The sequence below is a fragment of the Agromyces sp. NPDC058064 genome, from assembly GCF_042885275.1.
In the GTDB taxonomy this organism is placed as follows: Bacteria; Actinomycetota; Actinomycetes; order Actinomycetales; family Microbacteriaceae; genus Agromyces.
Map to the genome: position 1 here is coordinate 1,043,247 of NZ_JBHVSE010000002.1, position 18,562 is coordinate 1,061,808.

Annotated in this window: 17 protein-coding genes; 5 read left to right on the forward strand and 12 right to left on the reverse strand. The window is 72.4% G+C overall.

What is annotated here, in order from left to right; all coding sequences use genetic code 11:
• Position 1 precedes the first annotated feature (1 nt).
• Positions 2 to 481: an acyl-CoA thioesterase gene (locus ACFVSL_RS10715; RefSeq protein WP_386940885.1), complete on the forward strand. Its 480-nt coding sequence runs from the start codon at positions 2 to 4 to the stop codon at positions 479 to 481.
• 84 nt (positions 482 to 565) lie between these two features.
• Here the strand turns inward: ACFVSL_RS10715 and ACFVSL_RS10720 are convergent, their stop codons facing one another.
• The 3 genes from ACFVSL_RS10720 to ACFVSL_RS10730 all read right to left on the reverse strand — a co-directional run bounded on the left by ACFVSL_RS10720 (position 566) and on the right by ACFVSL_RS10730 (position 2,551).
• Positions 566 to 1,075, reverse strand: a complete 510-nt coding sequence (locus ACFVSL_RS10720) for a hypothetical protein (protein WP_386940887.1) — start codon at positions 1,073 to 1,075, stop codon at positions 566 to 568.
• Between the two features lie 15 nt (positions 1,076 to 1,090).
• Positions 1,091 to 1,576: a Rieske (2Fe-2S) protein gene (locus tag ACFVSL_RS10725; protein WP_386940889.1), complete on the reverse strand. Its 486-nt coding sequence runs from the start codon at positions 1,574 to 1,576 to the stop codon at positions 1,091 to 1,093.
• A 99-nt stretch (positions 1,577 to 1,675) separates the two neighbouring features.
• The gene (locus ACFVSL_RS10730) at positions 1,676 to 2,551 is read right to left on the reverse strand and encodes an acyl-CoA thioesterase (RefSeq protein ID WP_386940890.1); all 876 of its coding nucleotides are present in this window, start codon (positions 2,549 to 2,551) and stop codon (positions 1,676 to 1,678) included.
• 91 nt (positions 2,552 to 2,642) lie between these two features.
• On the opposite strand from ACFVSL_RS10730, the gene ACFVSL_RS10735 reads away from it, so the two are divergent.
• Positions 2,643 to 3,323: a hypothetical protein gene (locus ACFVSL_RS10735; protein ID WP_386940892.1), complete on the forward strand. Its 681-nt coding sequence runs from the start codon at positions 2,643 to 2,645 to the stop codon at positions 3,321 to 3,323.
• Between the two features lie 66 nt (positions 3,324 to 3,389).
• On the opposite strand, the gene ACFVSL_RS10740 is transcribed toward ACFVSL_RS10735, so the two are convergent.
• The 9 genes from ACFVSL_RS10740 to pepN (ACFVSL_RS10780) form a co-directional block, all read right to left on the reverse strand.
• A complete protein-coding gene (locus ACFVSL_RS10740; protein WP_386940893.1) occupies positions 3,390 to 5,057 on the reverse strand; it encodes an FAD-binding dehydrogenase in 1,668 nt (555 codons plus the stop codon).
• 39 nt (positions 5,058 to 5,096) lie between these two features.
• On the reverse strand, positions 5,097 to 5,483 hold the full coding sequence (locus ACFVSL_RS10745; RefSeq protein WP_386940895.1) for a globin: 387 nt from the start codon (positions 5,481 to 5,483) through the stop codon (positions 5,097 to 5,099).
• Complete coding sequence (locus ACFVSL_RS10750; protein WP_386940896.1) at positions 5,480 to 6,610, reverse strand: mechanosensitive ion channel family protein; 1,131 nt, start codon at positions 6,608 to 6,610, stop codon at positions 5,480 to 5,482. The genes ACFVSL_RS10745 and ACFVSL_RS10750 overlap by 4 nt, the downstream gene beginning before the upstream one ends.
• Before the next feature lie 11 nt (positions 6,611 to 6,621).
• Positions 6,622 to 9,252, reverse strand: a complete 2,631-nt coding sequence (pepN, locus tag ACFVSL_RS10755) for an aminopeptidase N (protein ID WP_386940897.1) — start codon at positions 9,250 to 9,252, stop codon at positions 6,622 to 6,624.
• A 46-nt stretch (positions 9,253 to 9,298) separates the two neighbouring features.
• A complete protein-coding gene (locus ACFVSL_RS10760) occupies positions 9,299 to 10,045 on the reverse strand; it encodes a response regulator (RefSeq protein ID WP_386940899.1) in 747 nt (248 codons plus the stop codon).
• Positions 10,042 to 11,400, reverse strand: a complete 1,359-nt coding sequence (locus ACFVSL_RS10765; RefSeq protein ID WP_386940901.1) for a sensor histidine kinase — start codon at positions 11,398 to 11,400, stop codon at positions 10,042 to 10,044. The genes ACFVSL_RS10760 and ACFVSL_RS10765 overlap by 4 nt, the downstream gene beginning before the upstream one ends.
• A 10-nt stretch (positions 11,401 to 11,410) precedes the next feature.
• Positions 11,411 to 12,277, reverse strand: a complete 867-nt coding sequence (locus ACFVSL_RS10770; protein WP_386940903.1) for an ABC transporter permease — start codon at positions 12,275 to 12,277, stop codon at positions 11,411 to 11,413.
• Positions 12,274 to 13,185 (reverse strand): ABC transporter ATP-binding protein, encoded by a 912-nt coding sequence (locus ACFVSL_RS10775; RefSeq protein ID WP_386940905.1) that lies wholly within the window; start codon positions 13,183 to 13,185, stop codon positions 12,274 to 12,276. The genes ACFVSL_RS10770 and ACFVSL_RS10775 overlap by 4 nt, the downstream gene beginning before the upstream one ends.
• A gap of 118 nt (positions 13,186 to 13,303) precedes the next feature.
• On the reverse strand, positions 13,304 to 15,874 hold the full coding sequence (gene pepN / locus ACFVSL_RS10780; RefSeq protein WP_386940907.1) for an aminopeptidase N: 2,571 nt from the start codon (positions 15,872 to 15,874) through the stop codon (positions 13,304 to 13,306).
• Between the two features lie 186 nt (positions 15,875 to 16,060).
• Here pepN (ACFVSL_RS10780) and ACFVSL_RS10785 point away from each other — a divergent pair, with 186 nt between their 5' ends.
• From ACFVSL_RS10785 to ACFVSL_RS10795, 3 genes are read left to right on the forward strand one after another with little or no spacing between them, the layout of a single operon-like run.
• On the forward strand, positions 16,061 to 16,981 hold the full coding sequence (locus ACFVSL_RS10785) for a LuxR C-terminal-related transcriptional regulator (protein WP_386940909.1): 921 nt from the start codon (positions 16,061 to 16,063) through the stop codon (positions 16,979 to 16,981).
• A gap of 53 nt (positions 16,982 to 17,034) precedes the next feature.
• Positions 17,035 to 18,036: a DUF2332 domain-containing protein gene (locus ACFVSL_RS10790; RefSeq protein WP_386940911.1), complete on the forward strand. Its 1,002-nt coding sequence runs from the start codon at positions 17,035 to 17,037 to the stop codon at positions 18,034 to 18,036.
• A gap of 9 nt (positions 18,037 to 18,045) precedes the next feature.
• A complete protein-coding gene (locus ACFVSL_RS10795; RefSeq protein ID WP_386940912.1) occupies positions 18,046 to 18,561 on the forward strand; it encodes a ribose-5-phosphate isomerase in 516 nt (171 codons plus the stop codon).
• Position 18,562 lies beyond the last annotated feature (1 nt).

Below are 18,562 nucleotides of genomic sequence, written 5' to 3' on the forward strand. Positions count from 1 at the left end.
CATGCGCCTGCACGTGCCCACGCCGTTGCGGTGGAGCGACCTCGACGCCTACGGCCACGTGAACAACGCCCGGATGCTGAGCCTCCTCGAGGAGGCTCGCATCCAGGCGTTCTGGGTCGATGAGCACGGCACCGCCGAGCACGCGGTCGGCGCCTCGACGGCCGTCATCGATGCGACCCCCGGGTCCACGACGATCACGCTCATCGCCCGTCAGGAGATCGAGTACCTCGAGCCCATCCCGTACCAGCGGCTCCCGCTCGACGTCGAGCTCTGGATCGGGCACATGGGCGGCGCGAGCCTCGACGTCTGCTACGAGGTCTTCTCGCCCGTCGGGGCCGAGCCCCGCGTCCGCTACACGCGGGCGGTGACGACCATCGTGCTCGTCGACGCGGCGAGCGAGCGGCCGCGGCGCATGACCGACGAGGAGCGCGAGGCATGGGCTCCGTACATGGAAGACCCGATCACCTTCCGTCGTCGCTGACGCTGACGCTGACGCCGCCGCCGCGGCCGGGCGGCCCCGGCGGGTGTCCGTCGTACGACGGCCGAGCCCGGCGGGCCGGCGCGCTCAGCGCTCGAGCGGATCCTCGCTGAACGACCCCTCCCAGACCGCACGACTGCCGGCCTCGCCGATGCGCACCAGCGTCCACGTCGAGCCGATCGCCACCACGAGCGACGCGACGACGAGCACGATCGCGACCCCGATGCGCGCGCCGCGCGGCATCGTGCCGCTCGCGCGCCGCGCGTCCACGCGTTCGACGAGGGCCCATGCCGCGATCAGCACCGCCACCACGAGCAGGCCGATCAGCCACGGCGTGAGCTCCTCGCCCATGCCGGTGTGCTGCTGGATGAGCGGCGCCTCGGGCACCCGGGCCTCGAGCCACTTCCCGGCCTCGACGGTGACGAGGCCGAGGGGGAGGAGCAGCGCCGCACCGATCAGTGCGGGCAGCCACAGCACGCGCCGCGCCGCGGGCCAGGCGGCGAGCACGACGAGGATCAGCCCGACGAGCGGGGTGAGCACGATGACCGCGTGCACGAGCAGCACGTGGAGCGGGAGGCCCGCGAAGCTGTACTCCATGTCGGTCGGCCGGGCCTAGGACGCGGTGACGATCCGGTCGCCCGAGACGGCGACGGCGATGGGCGTCAGCGGATCGATCGCGGGGCCCTGCACCACCTCGCCGGTCGCGGCCTCGTAGATCGAGCCGTGGCACGGGCAATGGAACTCCTCGCCCGCGGCGGCGACGACGCACTGCTGGTGGGTGCAGATCGCGCTGAACGCGACCACCTGCCCGGCGGTCGGCTGCGCGATGAGTGCGGGCTCGCCGTCGATGGTCGCGTCGATGCTGCCGCCGACCGGCACGTCGGCGAGGGCGCCGACGTCGTCGCCGAGGGCCGGCGCATCGGGTGCTGGACCGCTCGTCGCCGTCGGCTCGTCCTCGAGCGTCGGCTCGATGCTCGGGCTCGCGCTGCCGTCCGGCTCGTCCGCAGCGCACCCCGCGAGCGCGAGTGCGCTGCCGACCGCGCCGACCGAGCCGATGGTGAGCACCGCACGTCGCGTGAGGTCGCCGGGTTCCGTCATCGCCGCACTCCTTCGTCCGCCGAGGGCGCCGTGGCACGCCCCACCTGTCCCTATTGTGCGGCACCGAGCCCGTCGGCGCCCGGATTGCTCGGCGTTCGCTCAGTCGCGCGGCGCAGGCACCCGGACCATGCCCTCCTGGGCGACGCTCGCGACGAGCACGCCGTCGCGGGTGTAGATGCGTCCGAGCGAGAGGCCCCGGCCGCCGCTCGCCGACGGCGACTCCTGCACGTAGAGCAGCCACTCGTCGACGCGGGCGTCGCGGTGCCACCACATGGCGTGGTCGAGGCTCGCCACCTTGAGCCCGGGCGTCGCCCAGGCGATGCCGTGCGCGCGCAGCACCGGCTCGAGGATCGAGTAGTCGCTCGCGTAGGCGAGGGCCGCGCGGTGCTGCTTCGGGTCGTCGGGGAGCCGGCCGAAGGCCTTCATCCACACGGCCTGGTGCGGCGCGCGCTCGCCGTCGACGCGGAGGTAGATCGGCGACGGCACGTGGCGCACGTCGAAGGCCCGCTCGTTCGACCAGTACCGCGCGACGTCGTGATCGAACTCGCCGAGCACATCGGCGGTCGATGGGAGCGACTCGGGGTCGGGCAGGCCCTCGGGCATGTCGAGCTGGTGCTCGACGCCGTCGTCGTGGGTCTGGAACGACGCGATGAGCGAGAGGATCGGCTCGCCGTGCTGGTAGGCCTGCGTTCGGCGCGTCGAGAACGACCGCCCGTCGTGGATGCGGTCGACGGAGAACGTGATCGGGTGCGCGACATCGCCCGGACGCAGGAAGTATCCGTGCATCGAGTGGATCGTGCGATCCTCGGGGACGGTGTGCAGCGCCGCGACGATCGACTGGGCGAGCACCTGCCCGCCGAAGACCCTGCCCAGCGGCATCCACTGCGACGGGCCGGTGAAGATGTCCTCCGTGGTGCGGGCACCGGTGTCGGTGAGGTTCAAGGTGCTCAACAGGCCGTCGATGGGTCCGTTCATCGTTCCTCCGTGTCGGTGGGCGGCCGCCGCCGGCGCCGTGGAACGCGGGCCAGCCGGAACAGCCCCGCTCACTTGGTAGTTTAGACAGGAGATGGTTCAACGACTCACGCTCGCCGACAGCCTGTCGCTCGGCGACCTGCACACGTATCTGCAACGGGCCGCCCGCGTCGAAGACGGGTCGGTGCGTCTCATCGCCGGCTCCGGAATCCTCGCCGTCTACACCGCGATCCTCTATCCGCGCGGCATCCTCGACGAGAGCCCGACCGTGCTCGGCCTCCGCACCTTCGCCCTCGCCGACACCGAGGAGTTCGACTCCGTGGTGCCGATGCGCTCGCTCGTCGAGCGCATCGTGCGAGCGCGCGGCGAGCTCGGCGAGGGCGACGAGTCGCGGCCGATCTCGATGTCGCGCCCGCCCGAGGTGAACACCGTCACGTGGGCGGGCATCTCGCCGCCGCGCGGCGGCTGGCGCCCGCTCGGCGAAGCGGATCCCGCGGTGCTCGAGGCCGCCGCACGTGCCGGCATCGACGAGGTCGCCGAGGCGATCCCCGCGGGCACGGGCGAGCAGCTCGTGCAGCGCGTGCGCTCCGAGGTGTGGGGCCGTGGCGTCGACGGCGTGGAGTACCTGCCGACGGGGGCGGCGTTCGCCGCCTTCAGCCTGGGGTTCCTCGGCGACGACCCGGTGCAGCTGTTCGAGACCGGCCCGTGGACGCGGCTCTCGTCGCGTCGCGGCCACGTGCTCGTGCGGCGCAAGCCCTGGACGCTCAAGGCCTAACCCGCCGTCCGCCGTCCGTCGGGTCGCACCGGGGCCCGGCGGTCCGGGCCCCGGTGCGCTCCGCCGCTACTCGCCGGCTGCCGCGGCGATCGCCCGCCCGGCCGCACGGCCGCTGAAGAGGCATCCGCCGAGGAAGGTGCCCTCGAGCGCCCGGTAGCCGTGCACGCCGCCGCCGCCGAAGCCCGCGGCCTCGCCCGCCGCGTAGAGCCCGGGCACGGGCGCGCCGTCGGCGCCGAGCGCCCGCGAGTCGAGGTCGGTCTGGATGCCGCCGAGGCTCTTGCGCGTGAGGATGTGCAGCTTCACGGCGATGAGCGGCCCGGCCTCGGGGTCGAGGAAGCGGTGCGGCGTCGCCACCCGGATGAGCTTGTCGCCGCGGTACTTGCGCGCACCGCGCAGGGCGGTGATCTGCAGGTCCTTCGTGAACTCGTTCTCGATCTCGCGGTCGCGGGCGTGCACCTCGCGCTCGATGTTCGCGGTGTCGAGCTCGACGTCGGGGGAGAGGCCGCGCATCCGCTCGAGGAGCTCGTCGAGGGTGTCGGCGACGATGAAGTCGACGCCGTGCTGCTTGAACGCCTCGACCGGTGCGGGTGCGCCGGGACGCACGCGCTGGGCGAGCAGTTTCAGGTCCTTGCCGGTGAGGTCGGGGTTCTGCTCGCTGCCCGAGAGCGCGAACTCCTTCTCGATGACCTTCTGCGTGAGCACGAACCACGAGTACCCGTGGCCGGTCGCCGCGAGGTGCTCGAGGGTGCCGAGGGTGTCGAAGCCGGGGAAGAGCGGCGGCGGCAGCCGGCGCCCCTCGGCGTCGAACCAGAGCGACGACGGCCCCGGCAGGATGCGGATGCCGTGCAGCGGCCACACCGGGTCCCAGTTGGTGATGCCCTCGGTGTAGTGCCACATGCGGTCGCCGTTCACGAGGCGCGCACCGGATGCCTCGGCGATGCCGAGCATGCGGCCGTCGACGTGCGCCGGAACGCCCGACAGCATCTCGGCGGGCGGTTCGCCGAGTCGGGCCGGCCACGCCGCGCGCACGAGCTCGTGGTTGCCGCCGATGCCGCCGGACGAGACCACCACGGCGGGCGCGCGCAGCTCGAAGTCGCCGACGACGTCGCGGTTCGAGGCCTCGCCCCGCGCGGCGTCGTCGGGGGCCAGCACGGCGCCGCGGACTCCGACGACCGCTCCGCCCTCGACGATGAGCTCGTCGACCCGGTGGCGGTGCCGGAACTCGACGAGGCCCGCGGCCTCACCCGCCTTCACGCGCGCGATGAACGGCGCGAGCACGCCCGGGCCGGTGCCCCAGGTGATGTGGAACCGCGGCACGGAGTTGCCGTGGCTGATCGCCTGCCCTGCACCGCGCTCGGCCCACCCGACGACCGGGAAGAACCGCACCCCCTTCTCGCGCAGCCACGCCCGCTTCTCGCCCGCGGCGAACTCGAGGTACGCCTCGGCCCAGCGGCGCCCCCACTCGTCCTCCTCGCGGTCGAAGGCCGCGGTGCCCTCCCAGTCCTGCCGGGCGAGCTCGAGCGAGTCCTTCACGCCCATGCGCCGCTGCTCGGGCGAGTCGACGAGGAAGAGGCCGCCGAACGACCAATGGGCCTGGCCGCCGAGGCTCGCCTCGGGCTCCTGGTCGACGATCACGACACGGCGGCCGGCGTCGACGAGCTCGGATGCGGCGACGAGGCCCGCGAGGCCGGCGCCGACGATGATCGCATCGGGGGTGGATGCTGGTACTGCCACAGGGACTCCTTCGTCGCTTCGGGTGGTGGCGATGGGCCGTCAGTCCTCGAAGGTGTTCACCATCGCGAAAGCGGCTCGCTGGAGATAATCCCACAATGTCTCCTCGGCGAGCGGCGGGAGCTCGAGCGAATCTACCGCGGTGCGCATGTGGGCGAGCCAGCGGTCGCGGGCGTCGGGGTTGACCTTGAACGGCTGGTGGCGCAGTCGCAGGCGCGGATGGCCCCGCTCCTCGCCGTACGTCGTCGGACCGCCCCAGTACTGCTCGAGGAAGAGCAGGAGGCGCCGGGCCGCGGGGCCGAGGTCCTCCTCGGGGTACATCGGCTTCAGCACCGGGTCGTCGGCGACGCCGCGGTAGAACTCGTCGACGAGCTTCTCGAAGGTCGGCCGCCCGCCGACCTGCTCGTAGAACGACTGGATCTCGGTCATGCGGCGCCTCCGTCGGGCGAGCTCGGCGGCGTGGGCGTCGTGCCGGCGCCACCCGTGGTGCGCGGCAGCCGGGGCGCCCGGTTCTTCGGCTTCTTCACGGCCTGCCCCGGCACGACCGAGTTCGGCGCGGTGCGCGGCGGCTTCGCGCCCTTCACCCGGGTGGCGCCGTCGAAGCCGGTGAGCACGACGCTCGCGAGGCTCGGCAGCTTCAGCTCCATCTCGTCGAGGGTGCGCTTCAGGCGCATCCGGAGCTCGCGGGCGACGTCGTCCTTCGCGGAGGAGCGCACCTTCATCACGACCCGCAGCACCATCGCATCCGCCGAGATCGACTCGAGACCCCAGACCTCGGGCTTCTCGAGCACGCGCGAACGCCACTTGCTGGAGTGCGCCATCTCGGTGGCCGTGCGGAGCAGCTCGGCCTCGACCGACTCGACGTCGGCGTCGTAGGGCACGGCGAGGTCGATGATGACGCGCGCCCAGCCCTGCGACATGTTGCCGACGCGCAGGATCTCGCCGTTGCGCACGAACCAGAGCGTGCCGTTGACGTCGCGGACGGTCGTGATGCGGATGCGCACCTCCTCGACGATGCCCGTCGCGGGGCCGAGGTCGACGACGTCGCCGACGCCGAGCTGGTCCTCGACGACCATGAAGATGCCGTTCAGGGCGTCCTTCACGATGTTCTGCGCGCCGAAGCCGAGGCCCGCGCCGACGGCCGCGGTCAACAGCGCGAAGGAGCCGAGGATCTGCTCGTTGATCGTCGTGACGATGAGCAGCACGACGACGATGAAGAGCGTCACGTTGACGATGTTCGTGAGCACCGTGCCGAGCGTGCGGGTGCGCTGCACGACGCGGACCGCCGCGAGCGGCGAGGCCTGCAGGGCCTGCGTGTCGGTGACGTCCTGCTTCTTCTTGACGCCCGTGACGATCTGCTTGACGACCCGCTCGATGACGAAGTGCAGCACCCAGCGGATCAGCAGCGCGATCACGATGATCATCACGATCGAGATCAGCTTGCCGAGGATGACGTCCCAGTTCGTCGCCCACCAGGTACCGAGGTCTGTCCAGAAATTGGGGTTGACCGGGTTGTCTTCGCCCTGGGCGGCCGTGAGTGTCGTGAACCCGAACATGGTTGGCAAGTTTACTGAGCCCCACCCGAGAGCTCGCTGGCATCGCGGGCGCGCGCGGCGAGCGCCCGGTCGAGCTCGGCGAGGTGCTCCGAGACGATGCGGTGCATCGAGGCGGGCTCGGGGTGCTCGGCGAGCCAGGCCCGCGTGAGCTCGGCGAGCTCGGCGTCGACGAGCGGCGTCGGGAAGAGCCGGGTCGAGAGGATCGCGGCCATGTTGTACGAGCGCCTCTCCCAGACGCCGGGCATCGCGTCGAGGTACTCGCGCGCGACGCCGGCGAGCAGCTCGGGCGCGTTCGTGCGGCGCCAGCCCTCGGCGATCGCGCGGGCGAGGTCGTTCGACAGGGTCGTGTCGGTCATGGCGCGCCGCCACGCGGCATCCTTCACCGCCTGGTCGGGGCGCGCGGCGCGCGCCGTCTCGGCGAGCTGGCGGCCCTTCGCGGTGTCGTCGGCGGCGAGCGCCGCAGCGAGCTCCTCGTCGTCGCCCGCGCCGAGCGCGGCGCGGGCGATCACGAGCTCCCAGCGGAGGTCGAGGTCGATCTCGAGCCCGTCGAGCGCGATCGTGCCCTCGAGGAGGCTGCCGAGCACGTCGCCGTGGGCGGCGGTCGTCGCGAGCCGGGTGAAGGCCTTCACGAACTGCAGCTGCGCGTCGGAGCCTGCGGGCGCGAGCTCGGCGAGCGCCCAGATCGCGTCGCCGGCCTCGGCGGAGAGCCGCTCGCGGTGCTCGTCGGCGAGGTAGCGGCCGAGGGCGAGCTCGAGCCGGCCGAGCGCGAGCGAACGCGCCGACGACTGGGTCTCGTGCCCGATCGAGGCGAGCACGAGGCGCACGAACGCGGCGGCGGGCAGTTCGGCGTCGCGCACGGCGTCCCAGGCCGAGCCGAGCACGACGGCGCGCGCCACGGGGTCGGCGAGCTCGGCGAGGTGGTGCACGGCCGTCTCGAAGGAGTGCGCGTCGAGGCGCACCTTGGCGTACGTGAGGTCGTCGTCGTTCACGAGCAGGAGGTCGGGCATCGCGTGCCCGACGAGCTCGGGCAGCTCGGTGCGCGCGCCGTCGACGTCGAGCTCGACGCGGAAGGTGCGGGTCAGGCCGTCGTCGCCGAGCGAGTAGCCGCCGATCGCGAGGCGGTGGGGGCGCAGGGTCGGATGCGACGCGGCCGCCGTCTGCTCGAGGTGGGCGGCCGTGATCGTGCCCGAGCCGGTTCCCGTGGGCTCAGTGTGCTCGATGATCGCGCGCAGCGTGTTGACGCCCGCCGTCTCGAGCCAGAGCTGCGACCAGCGCGTGAGCTCGCGCCCGCTGGCCCGCTCGAGCTCGTCGAGCAGGTCGCGGAGCGTCGCGTTGCCGCCGGCGTGCGCGGCGAGGTACGCGCCGACACCGCGCTGGAAGGCCTCGAGCCCGACCCAGGCGACGAGCTGCTTCAGCACCGAGGCGCCCTTGTCGTAGGTGATGGCGTCGAAGTTGACCTCGACGTCCTCGAGGTCGCGGATCTCGGCGACGATGGGGTGGGTCGACGGCAGCTGGTCCTGTTCGGCGGCGTGCGTCTTCTCGTCGCTCGCGAAGGTCGCCCAGACGCCGGTGAACTCGGTGACCTGCGAGGTCGCGAGGGTCGAGGCCCAGGTCGCGAACGACTCGTTGAGCCACAGGTCGTTCCACCACTTCATGGTCACCGAGTTGCCGAACCACATGTGGCTGAGCTCGTGCAGCACGACGATCGCGCGCTGCTCGCGGCGGGCGTCGGAGACGCGCGAGCGGAACAGGTACGACTCGTTGAAGGTGACCGCGCCGACGTTCTCCATCGCGCCCCAGTTGTACTCGGGCACGAAGATCTGGTCGTACTTGCCGTAGGGGTAGGGCACTCCGAAGGCGTTCTCGTAGAACGCGAGGCCCGCCTGCACGGTGGAGAACATCATCTCGGGGTCGGCGTACTCGGCGAGCGAGGCGCGGGTGAAGAGCCCGAGCGGCACCTCGCGGCCGTCGATGCTCGCTGCGGTGCCGCGCCAGCTGGCGTAGGGCCCGGCGATGATCGCGACGATGTAGCTCGAGATGACCGGGCCCATCTCGAAGGCCCAGGTGGCCGCCGCGTTCGAAGCCGGGCCCGCCGTGCCGGTGCCCGCCGTGCCGGTGCCCGCCGAGTCGGGGGCGGCGACCGGCTCGGGCGACGGGGCGTTCGACAGCACGCTCCAGTGCGCGGGAGCGGTGATCGTGAAGCGCACGCCCGCCTTCAGGTTGGGCTGGTCGAAGACCGCGTAGACGCGGTTCGCCTCGGCGACGGCGAACTCCGTGTAGAGGTAGGTCTCGCCGTCCACGGGGTCGACGAACCGGTGCAGGCCCTCGCCGCTGTTCGTGTAGCTCGCGTCGGCGACGACCCGCAGCTCGTTCTCGGCGGCGAGACCCTCGAGGCGGATGCGGGTGCCGTCGCTCACCTCGGCGGGGTCGAGCGCGCGCCCGTTCAGCACGACCTCGTGCACCTGCGCGGTGCAGGCCTCGATGAAGGTGGCCGCACCCTCGACGCCGGTGAAGCGGACCGTCGTCTCGCTGCGGAACGTCTCGCCGTCGCCCGTGAGGTCGAGCACGACCTCGTAACCCGGGGAGGCGACGATCGCGGCGCGCTCCTCGGCTTCGATCCGGGTGAGGTTGGCAGCAGGCATGGACGATCCCTTCGGTGGTGACGCGTTGCGACGGTGCCCGGCAAGCCTAGCGAGCCGGGCGGTGCCCGTTCGGCGGCTCGAGCACGCCGTGCTCGTAGGCGAGGATGACGAGCTGGACCCGGTCGCGCGCGCCGAGCTTCTGCAGCACCCGGCCGACGTGGGTCTTCACGGTCGACTCGGAGAGGAAGAAGCGCTCGGCGAGCTCGGTGTTGTTGAGCCCCTCGGCGATCGCCTGCAGGATCTCGCGCTCGCGGGCGGTGAGCGCGTCGAGCGGCCCGGGTGCGGCGGTCGCCGGTGTCCGACCCTCGGAACCCGCGGGGAGCTCCTCGGCGAACAGCTCGAGCATGCGCCGCGTCACCCGCGGCGAGAGCGCCGCCTCGCCGGCGTGCACGGTGCGGATGGCGGTGACGAGCTCCTGCGGGCGAACGTCCTTCAGCAGGAACCCGCTCGCGCCCGAGCGGATCGCCGCGAACGCGTACTCGTCGAGGTCGAAGGTCGTGAGCACGATGATGCGCGTCGCGGGATGTCTCGCGCTCACCTCCGCGGTCGCGGCGATGCCGTCCATGCCGGGCATCCGCACGTCCATCAGCAGCACGTCGACCTGCGTCGAGGCGACGAGCTCGAGCGCGGCGCCGCCGTCGGCCGCCTCGCCGACGACCTCGATGCCGGGCTCCGCGTCGAGCACCAGCCGGAACCCGGTGCGCACGAGCGCCTGATCGTCGACGAGGCCGACGCGGATCGGGGCGACGGGCGGTTCGGCGGAGGGCGAGCGGTCGTTCGGGGCGTCGGTCATCCTGCGTCGTCCTTCGTCGTGTCGTCGGGGGAGCCGTCGTCGGCGTCGGCCGTCGGGCGGTGGGGGAGCTGCGACGCCTCGGGATGCCGGAGCACCGCGTGCAGCCGCCAGCCGCGCCCGGGCCGGGGCCCGGCCTCGAGCGTGCCGCCGTACAGGGCGGCCCGCTCGCGGAGGCCGGCGAGCCCTCGCCCCGCGCCGCGCGTCGAGGGATCTGCGCCGCCGCCGTGCGGCGCGTCGTCGTCGACCGTGATCTCGACCCCGTCGGCGCCGTGCTCGACGCGCACGTCGACCCGGTGGGCGCGCTCGCCGTGGCGGAGCGCGTTCGTGAGCCCCTCCTGCACGATGCGGTAGACGGCGAGGCCCGACGCGGCGTCCTCCGCCGGTGCCCCGACGGTGGTGAGCGTGACGGGCATCCCCGTGTCGCGGAACCCCTGGACGAGCTCGGGCAGGGCGCCGAGCCCGGGTTGCGGGGCGAGCTCGGCGGGCTCGGCCTCCGGTCCGGTGAGCACCCCCAGCATCCTGCGCATCTCGCCGAGCGCGTCGCGGCCGGTCTCGGCGACGCTCCGCATCACCTCGGCCGCGCGGTCGGGGTCGCGCGCGACGGTCGCCGCCGAGCCGTCGGCGAGCGTCACCATGACGGTGAGGCCGTGCGAGACGATGTCGTGGAGCTCGCGGGCGATACGGGCGCGCTCGGCGATCGCCGCGAGCTGCGCCTGCTGGTCGCGCTCCCTGGCGAGGTCGTGCGCACGGGCGATGAGCGCATCCAGGTAGCGACGGCGATTGCCGACGGTCACGCCGATCAGGGTCGCGACGAGCATCACGACCGCGTACTGCGTGGAGGCTGCGCCCGGCCCGCCGAGCAGCTCGGGACTCTCCAGCAGCCGAATCGAGGAGAACCAGTGGGCGAGGTAGGCGGCCGCGGTCGAGACCGCGACCGAGCCGGCGAAGCCGATCCAGGCCGACTTCGTCGAGCGGTAGACGCCGAGGCCGTAGAGGGCGAAGAGGATCGGGTAGACGTCGCTCGCGCCGAACGGGTAGACGAGGAGGCAGACGAGCCACGCGACCACCATGACGAGCCAGGGCCGCGACCGCCGGAACAGCAGCAGCGCCGCGGCCGCGGCGGCGATGCCCACGAGCTGCACGACCGTCGTCCAGAGCGGCTGCGGCGGGTCGTTCGTCGCCATCACGATCGTGCCGATGAAGGTCGGCAGCAGGTAGGCGGCGGCGATCAGCGCGTCGGCGAGACGCGGATGCCTCGCCCAGAACTGCCGGATCACCCCGGGAGGCTTCGGCAGACGCAGTTCTCCCCCGACCGCCGAAGCCGGGCGGCCGGGGGAGAACGGTGCTTCCGTCATAGGCAGGACTCTACGCGTCCCGCCGCTTGAGGAGCACGGATGCGCCGACGAGGGAGACCCCCACCCACGCCAGCACGACCAGGAGGCTCTGCCATGCGTTCGGGCCGACGATCGTCGCGGGGTCCGCGCCGATGGTCGTGAACATCGTCATGCCCGCGTTGGAGAGCAGGTACGGCACCATGTCGGTCGCCCATTCTGCGGGAATGAGCGACAGGATCGTCGGGACGAGGAGCAGCAGGCCCAGCACCGCGGCGATGCCGCCCGCGCTCGAACGCAGCATCGTGCCGACGCCGAGCGCGAACACGGCGACGAGCGCGAGGTAGAGCGCGCCGCCGGCGAGGGCGAGCAGCACGTCGCTCTGGAACAGGTTCGCCGAGACGTCGACGCTCGCGAAGACGATCGACGAGGTGAGGAAGGCGAGGAGGTTCGCGAGGAGTCCGAGGAGGAAGGTGGCGACGAAGAGCACGACGCCCTTGCCGGCGAGCGCCGGCAGTCGCTTCGGCACCGCCGTGAGCGTCGAACGGATCATTCCCGTCGTGTACTCGCCGCTGATGACGAGCACGCCGAGCACGCCCACGACGAGCTGGCCGAAGTACACGCCGAACACCGAGGATTGCAGCACGAGCGACGTCTGCTCGGCGGCGGGGACGGCCGAGCCGTCCATCGGGCCCTCGAAGCCGTACGCCATGCTGAACGACATCAGCAGCGCCATGCCGACCGAAATCGCGATCGTGATGAGGTACGACCAGACGGTCGAGCGGAGGCTGCGGAGCTTCACCCACTCCGACCGGAGCACGCCGCCGAAGCTCAGCCGCGTGGTCGGGGCGATGCGCGAGCCCTGCGAGGGGTGCGCCTGGGCGGGGGCGATGGTGGTCATCGGACGGCCTCCGTACGGTATTCGACCGCGTCGGCGGTCAGGGCCATGTAGGCCTCTTCAAGCGATGCGTTGAGCGGGGTGAGTTCGTGGATCGCGAGCCCGTTGGCCGCGGCGAGGTCGCCGATGCCGGACGCCTCGACGCCCGTCACCTCGAGCAGGCCCGCCTCGGAGCGGATGACGGCCACCTCGGGGGCGGCGAGGAGCTCGGCGAGCTGCGAGGCGTGCGGGGAGCGCACGCGCACCCGGAGCCGGGTGCCGCCCGCGACGATGTCGGCGACCGGGGCGTCGGCGATGATCTCGCCGCGGCCGAGCACGATGAGGTGGTCGGCGGTCTGCGCCATCTCGCTCATGAGGTGCGAGGAGAGGAAGACGGTGCGGCCCTCGCTCGCGAGGTGGCGCACGAACTGGCGCACCCAGAGCACGCCCTCGGGGTCGAGGCCGTTGACCGGCTCGTCGAGGATGAGGGTCGCTGGGTCGCCCAGCATGGCCGCGGCGATGCCGAGGCGCTGGCCCATGCCGAGCGAGAAGCCGCCGACGCGCTTGCGGGCGACCGACTCGAGCCCGGTGAGCTCGATGACCTCTTGCACGCGGCGCTTGCCGATGCCGTGCGTGGCGGCCATCGCGAGGAGGTGGTTCTCGGCGGTGCGGCCCGTGTGCACGGCCTTCGCGTCGAGGAGCGCGCCGACCTCGTGCAGCGGGGCGCGGTGCTCGGCGTAGGGCTTGCCGCCGACGGTGACCGTGCCCTCGCTCGGGCGGTCGAGACCCACGATCATGCGCATCGTGGTCGACTTGCCGGCGCCGTTCGGGCCGAGGAACCCGGTCACCTGACCGGGACGCACGCTGAACGTGATGTCGTTGACGGCCGTCTTCTGGCCGTAGCGCTTGGTGAGCGCGGTTGCGGTGATCATGTCTTCGACGTTACGGATGCCGCCGCCTCCGGCGCGTCCGCCGCAGGAATGGTTCGGGGCGGCGGCGGGTGGTACCGGGGTACCACTCCGCCGCCGCCCCGATGAGGCCGCGGTGCGACTACCTCCCGTCGCGCGCCTGCGCGGCGAGGGCGCGCTCGACGCCCGCGACGTTCTCGATCACGAGACGGCGCAGCGCCGGCGCGGCGTCCTGGTTCGCGTCGAGCCAGGCGTGGCTGGCGTCGACGAGGGCGCGGTTCGCGAGCGTGGCCGGGTAGAGCAGCTCGACGAGCTTCTCGGCGATCGCGTAGCTGCGGGTCGTCCAGACCTCGCCGAGCATGCCGAAGTACCGCTCGACGAATGGCGCCAGCAGCGCCTGCTCGTCGGCGCGCACGAAGCCCGCCGCGGTCGTGCGCACGACCGAGTTCGTCGCCGTGTCTGACTCGACGATCGACGCCCAGGCGCGCTGCTTGCCCTCGGCGGTCGGGGTCGCGGCGCGGGCGTGCGCCGCCGACTCCTGGCCGGTCGCGGTCTTGTCGGTCGCGAGGCGCGCGTCGATCTCGGCGTCGCCGGCGCGGCCCGCCGCGACGAGTGCGATGAGCAGCTCCCAGCCGAGGTCGGTGTCGATGTCGAGCCCGTCGAGCGCGATGGAGCCGTCGAAGAGCCCGGCGAGCGCGTCGACCTGCGTGCCGGCCTCGGCGATCGCGGCGAACGCCTTCACGAACTGGAACTGGGCGTCGCTGCCGGCCTCGGCCTGCTGCGCGAGCTGCCAGAAGCCGTCGGCGAGCGCTCGGCGCGCGTCGGCACGGTGCCCGGGGGCGACGTACGAGCTGGCGGCGAGCTGCGCGTTGGCGAGGATGATGCGGAGGGTCGTCGACTCGGTCTCGCTCGCGACGTTGCCCAGCACGAGGTCGAGGTAGTCGCTCGCGCTCGTCTCGGCGTCGCGCGTGGCATCCCACACGCTCGACCAGACGAGGGCGCGCGCCAGGGGGTCCTCGATCTTCGAGAGGTTCGCGATCGCCACGGCCTGCGACGGCTCGTCGAGGCGGATCTTCGCGTACGCGAGGTCGTCGTCGTTGAGGAGCACGAGGTCGGGGCGGGCGAGGCCCACGAGCTCGGCGACGTCGGTGCGCTCGCCGTCGACGTCGAGCTCGACGCGGTGCTCGCGCACGAGCTTGCCGTCGACCAGGTTGTAGAAGCCGATCGCGAGACGGTGGGGCCGGATGGTCGGGTAGTCGGGGTGGGCCGACTGCAGCACCGTGAACGAGGTGATCGCGCCCGAGTCGTCGGTCTCGATCTCGGGACGCAGCGTGTTGACGCCCGCGGTCTCGAGCCACAGCTTCGACCAGCCCGACAGGTCGCGGCCCGAGGCGGTCTCGAGCTCGCCGAGCAGGTCGGCGAGCGTGGTGTTGCCCCACGCGTGCTTCTTGAAGTAGGCCGAGACGCCCGTGAAGAAGGCCTCGATGCCGACCCAGGCGGCGAGCTGCTTCAGCACCGAGCCGCCCTTGGCGTAGGTGATGCCGTCGAAGTTGACGAGCACGTCTTCGAGGTCGCGGATCTCGGCGACGATCGGGTGGGTCGAGGGCAGCTGGTCCTGGCGGTACGCCCAGCTCTTCTCCATCGAGTTGAAGGTCGTCCACGCGTGGTGCCACTCGGTCGCCTCGGCGGTGGCGATGGTCGACGCCCACTCGGCGAACGACTCGTTGAGCCACAGGTCGTTCCACCACTTCATGGTGACGAGGTCGCCGAACCACATGTGCGCGAGCTCGTGCAGGATCGTGACGACACGGCGCTCCTTGATGGCGTCGGTCACCTTCGAGCGGAAGACGTAGACCTCGGTGAAGGTCACCGCACCCGCGTTCTCCATCGCGCCCGCGTTGTACTCGGGCACGAAGAGCTGGTCGTACTTCGCGAAGGGGTAGGGCACGTCGAACTTGCCCTCGAAGTACTCGAAGCCCTGCTTCGTCTTCTCGAAGATGTAGTCGGCGTCGAGGTACTGCGACAGGCTCTTGCGGCTGAACACGCCGAGCGGGATCGTGCGGCCGTCGGAGCTCGTGAGCTCGTCGCGCACGACGTCGTAGGGGCCGGCGATGAGCGCGGTGATGTAGCTCGAGATGCGCGGCGTCGGCTCGAACGCCCAGGTCGCGGTCGACACGTCGTCGGCGCGGCGGCCGGACGGGTGCAGCTGCGGCTCGGGCGTCGGCTGGTTCGACACGACCTGCCAGTGCGACGGGGCGGTGACGGTGAACGCGAACGCGGCCTTGAGGTCGGGCTGCTCGAACACGGCGAACATGCGGCGCGAGTCGGGCACCTCGAACTGGGTGTAGAGGTAGACCTCGCCGTCGGCGGGGTCGACGAAGCGGTGCAGGCCCTCGCCGGTGTTCATGTAACGGCCGTCGGCCTCGACGACGAGCACGTTCTCGGCCGCGAGGTTCGGCAGCTGGATGCGCACGCCGTCGCTCACCTCGGCCGGGTCGAGCGAGACGCCGTTGAGGGTGACCGAGTGCACCTTCGCGGTGATCGCGTCGATGAACGTCGACGCCCCCGGCGTCGCCGCGTCGAACCGCACGGTCGTGGTGGTCGTGAAGACCTCGGGGCCGACGGTGACGTCGAGGACGACGTCGTAGTCGTGCACCGTCACGAGCGCGGCGCGCTCCTCGGCTTCGAGTCGGGTGAGATTCTCTCCGGGCACGTGCGCTCCTTCGCAAGTATCGACGCGGCTCGTGGCCGCAGGCAACGCGTTCCAGCCTAGCCCCGCAGCGATCGCGCAGGTGGGAATCGCGCCCGATCGGGTCGATGCTCCCGGCTTGCATGCGTGAGAATGCAGTGAGCATCCACCACGCATCCCGGGGGAACCATGACCTTGGAGTATCTCGGCGTGACCGCCGACGAGGAATCCGTCTACCGCGCCCTCATGTCGCGACCCGGCGCCCACCTGCTCGAGCTCGCCGACGCGCTCGCCCTGCCCCCCGGCCGGGTGCGCGTCGCCGCCGACGGCCTCGTCGAGCGCGGCCTCGCGGTTCCGGGGGAGGGCCACCGCTTCGCGGTGACCCCGCCCGATCTCGCCCTCGCCTCCCAGCTCGCCGAACAGCGCGCCCGGCTCAACGAGGCGGAGCTTGCGCTCGCCGAACTCGTCGGCACCTACCGGTCGAGCGCGCTCGGCAGCAGCGAGCGCGAGCTCATCGAGGTGCTCGAGGGGCCCGACGCCGTCGGCCGCCGGTTCCTCCAGCTGCAGCACTCGGCCCGCGAGCGCATCGACATCTTCGTCACCGGGCGCCCGCAGGTCGTCGGCGACGGCAACACCGAGGAGGCCGCCGCGCTCGCGCGGGGCGTCAGGGCCCGCGCGGTGATCGACCGCGACTTCCTGGTCGAGCCCGATGCGGTGCGCAACGTCGAGGACTCGCTCGGCTCGGGCGTCGACGTGCGCACCACCGGTCAGATCCCGCTGAAGCTCATCGTCGTCGACAGCCGCCTCGCCATGCTGCCGGTCGCCGGTCGCGGCACCGGCGTCGACCCGAGCCTCGTCCTCCGCGGCGGTCCGGCGCAGCTCGCCCAAGGGCTCTTCGACGCCGTCTGGGCGAACTCGCGCCCCTACGGCACGACGAACGAGGCGCTCGACGCCGACGACCACCGCATCATGCAGCTGCTGCTCGCCGGGTTCACCGATGCGGCGATCGCGACGCAGCTCGAGACCTCGGCCCGCACCGTGCAGCGCCGCATCAGCGGGCTGATGGCACGCGCGGGGGTGACGAGCCGGGTGCAGCTCGGCTGGCACGCGCGCGAGCACGGCTGGGGGTGAGCGTCGCGACGGGGGCGGATGCCACGGGCGGGCCCGCGGCGTAGCCTGACCCCATGCGCATCACCGTCGACGAGCACGCCCCCACCGCGGACCGCTACCGCGCGTTCGCCGAGGTCGAGGCGCGCGGCATGTCGGCGACGTACGACGCATGGGCGCTCGGCGTCGCGACCGACCCCGCGACGATCGCGCTCATCGACGAGCTGCCGCCCGCCAAGCGCCAGCCGAACCTCGTCTTCTCCGCGGCGCGGTTCCACGGCGCCGAACCCGGGGCGTACGAGGCCTTCGCCGGCTGGCTGCGATCGCACTGGCCCGAGGTGCGCCGGACCGCGGAGACCCATGCCACCCAGACGAACGAGGCCGCGCGCTGCGCACTGCACCTGCCGGTGCTCGCCGAGCTCCAGGGGCCGCTCGCGCTGCTCGAGGTCGGCGCGTCCGCTGGGCTCTGCCTCTACCCCGACCGCTACGGCTACCGGTACTCGGGGCACGCACCGCTCGACCCCGCCGGCGGGCCGAGCACGGTCGTGCTCGACTGCGAGGTGCGCGACGGCGGCGGCGACGGGGTCGTCGCGGTGCCGTCGCGCCTGCCAGAGGTCGTCTGGCGCGCGGGCATCGACCTCAACCCGCTCGACGTGACGGACCCCGACGACCTCGCCTGGCTCGACGCGCTCATCTGGCCCGAGCACCACGACCGGCGCGAGCGCCTGCGGGCGGCGGCGGCGATCGTGGCATCCGACCCGCCGCGACTCGTCGCGGGCGACCTCAACGAGCGTCTCGCCGCGCTCGCCGCGGAGGCGCCGCAGCACGCGACGCTCGTCGTGCTGCACACCGCCGTCATCGCGTACCTCGACGAGGCGGCCCGAGCGCGCTTCGCCGAGACCGTGCGCGAGCTGCCCGGGCACTGGCTCTCGGTGGAGGGCCGCGGGATCGTTCCGGGCATCGCCGCCCGCGACGACGTGCCGAACGAGTCGAGCGACTTCGTGCTCGCGCTCGACGGCGTGCAGCGGGCCTGGGCGCAACCGCACGGGCGAGCCCTCACCCGGGTGCCGAATCCCTAGAATCGCTGTATGCGCATCCACATCGCGACCGACCACGCCGGCCTCGAATTCAGCCGGACCCTGCAGGCCCACCTCTCGAACGCCGGCCACGAGGTGATCGACCACGGTCCGGTCGAGTACGACGCGCTCGACGACTACCCCGCCTTCTGCATCAACGCGGCGCTCGGCGTCGCCCGCGACCAGGCCGCCGGCGCGAAGGCGCTCGGCGTCGTGTTCGGCGGCTCGGGCAACGGCGAGCAGATCGCCGCGAACAAGGTCGAGGGCATCCGCGCCGCGCTCGTCTGGAGCATGGACACCGCCATCCTCGCCCGCGAGCACAACGACGCGAACGTGATCTCGATCGGCGCGCGCCAGCACACCGTCGAAGAGGCGATCCGCTACATCGACGCGTTCATCGCCGAGCCGTTCTCGGGCGACGAGCGCCACGTCCGCCGCATCGCGCAGCTCGCCGAGTACGAGACGACCGGCGACATCGCCGGCAAGGGCGTCGACGTGACTCCGCGCGCCGAGGCGCCGGCGGAGTAGC

What these genes read in the sequence shown, in the direction of transcription:
- ACFVSL_RS10715 (WP_386940885.1), top strand. Translation starts at nt 2, where the DNA reads ATGCGCCTGCACGTGCCCACGCCGTTGCGGTGGAGCGACCTCGACGCC.
- ACFVSL_RS10720 (WP_386940887.1), bottom strand. Translation starts at nt 1,075, where the DNA reads ATGGAGTACAGCTTCGCGGGCCTCCCGCTCCACGTGCTGCTCGTGCAC.
- ACFVSL_RS10725 (WP_386940889.1), bottom strand. Translation starts at nt 1,576, where the DNA reads ATGACGGAACCCGGCGACCTCACGCGACGTGCGGTGCTCACCATCGGC.
- ACFVSL_RS10730 (WP_386940890.1), bottom strand. Translation starts at nt 2,551, where the DNA reads ATGAACGGACCCATCGACGGCCTGTTGAGCACCTTGAACCTCACCGAC.
- ACFVSL_RS10735 (WP_386940892.1), top strand. Translation starts at nt 2,643, where the DNA reads ATGGTTCAACGACTCACGCTCGCCGACAGCCTGTCGCTCGGCGACCTG.
- ACFVSL_RS10745 (WP_386940895.1), bottom strand. Translation starts at nt 5,483, where the DNA reads ATGACCGAGATCCAGTCGTTCTACGAGCAGGTCGGCGGGCGGCCGACC.
- ACFVSL_RS10750 (WP_386940896.1), bottom strand. Translation starts at nt 6,610, where the DNA reads ATGTTCGGGTTCACGACACTCACGGCCGCCCAGGGCGAAGACAACCCG.
- pepN (WP_386940897.1), bottom strand. Translation starts at nt 9,252, where the DNA reads ATGCCTGCTGCCAACCTCACCCGGATCGAAGCCGAGGAGCGCGCCGCG.
- ACFVSL_RS10760 (WP_386940899.1), bottom strand. Translation starts at nt 10,045, where the DNA reads ATGACCGACGCCCCGAACGACCGCTCGCCCTCCGCCGAACCGCCCGTC.
- ACFVSL_RS10765 (WP_386940901.1), bottom strand. Translation starts at nt 11,400, where the DNA reads ATGACGGAAGCACCGTTCTCCCCCGGCCGCCCGGCTTCGGCGGTCGGG.
- ACFVSL_RS10770 (WP_386940903.1), bottom strand. Translation starts at nt 12,277, where the DNA reads ATGACCACCATCGCCCCCGCCCAGGCGCACCCCTCGCAGGGCTCGCGC.
- ACFVSL_RS10775 (WP_386940905.1), bottom strand. Translation starts at nt 13,185, where the DNA reads ATGATCACCGCAACCGCGCTCACCAAGCGCTACGGCCAGAAGACGGCC.
- ACFVSL_RS10790 (WP_386940911.1), top strand. Translation starts at nt 17,035, where the DNA reads ATGCGCATCACCGTCGACGAGCACGCCCCCACCGCGGACCGCTACCGC.
- ACFVSL_RS10795 (WP_386940912.1), top strand. Translation starts at nt 18,046, where the DNA reads ATGCGCATCCACATCGCGACCGACCACGCCGGCCTCGAATTCAGCCGG.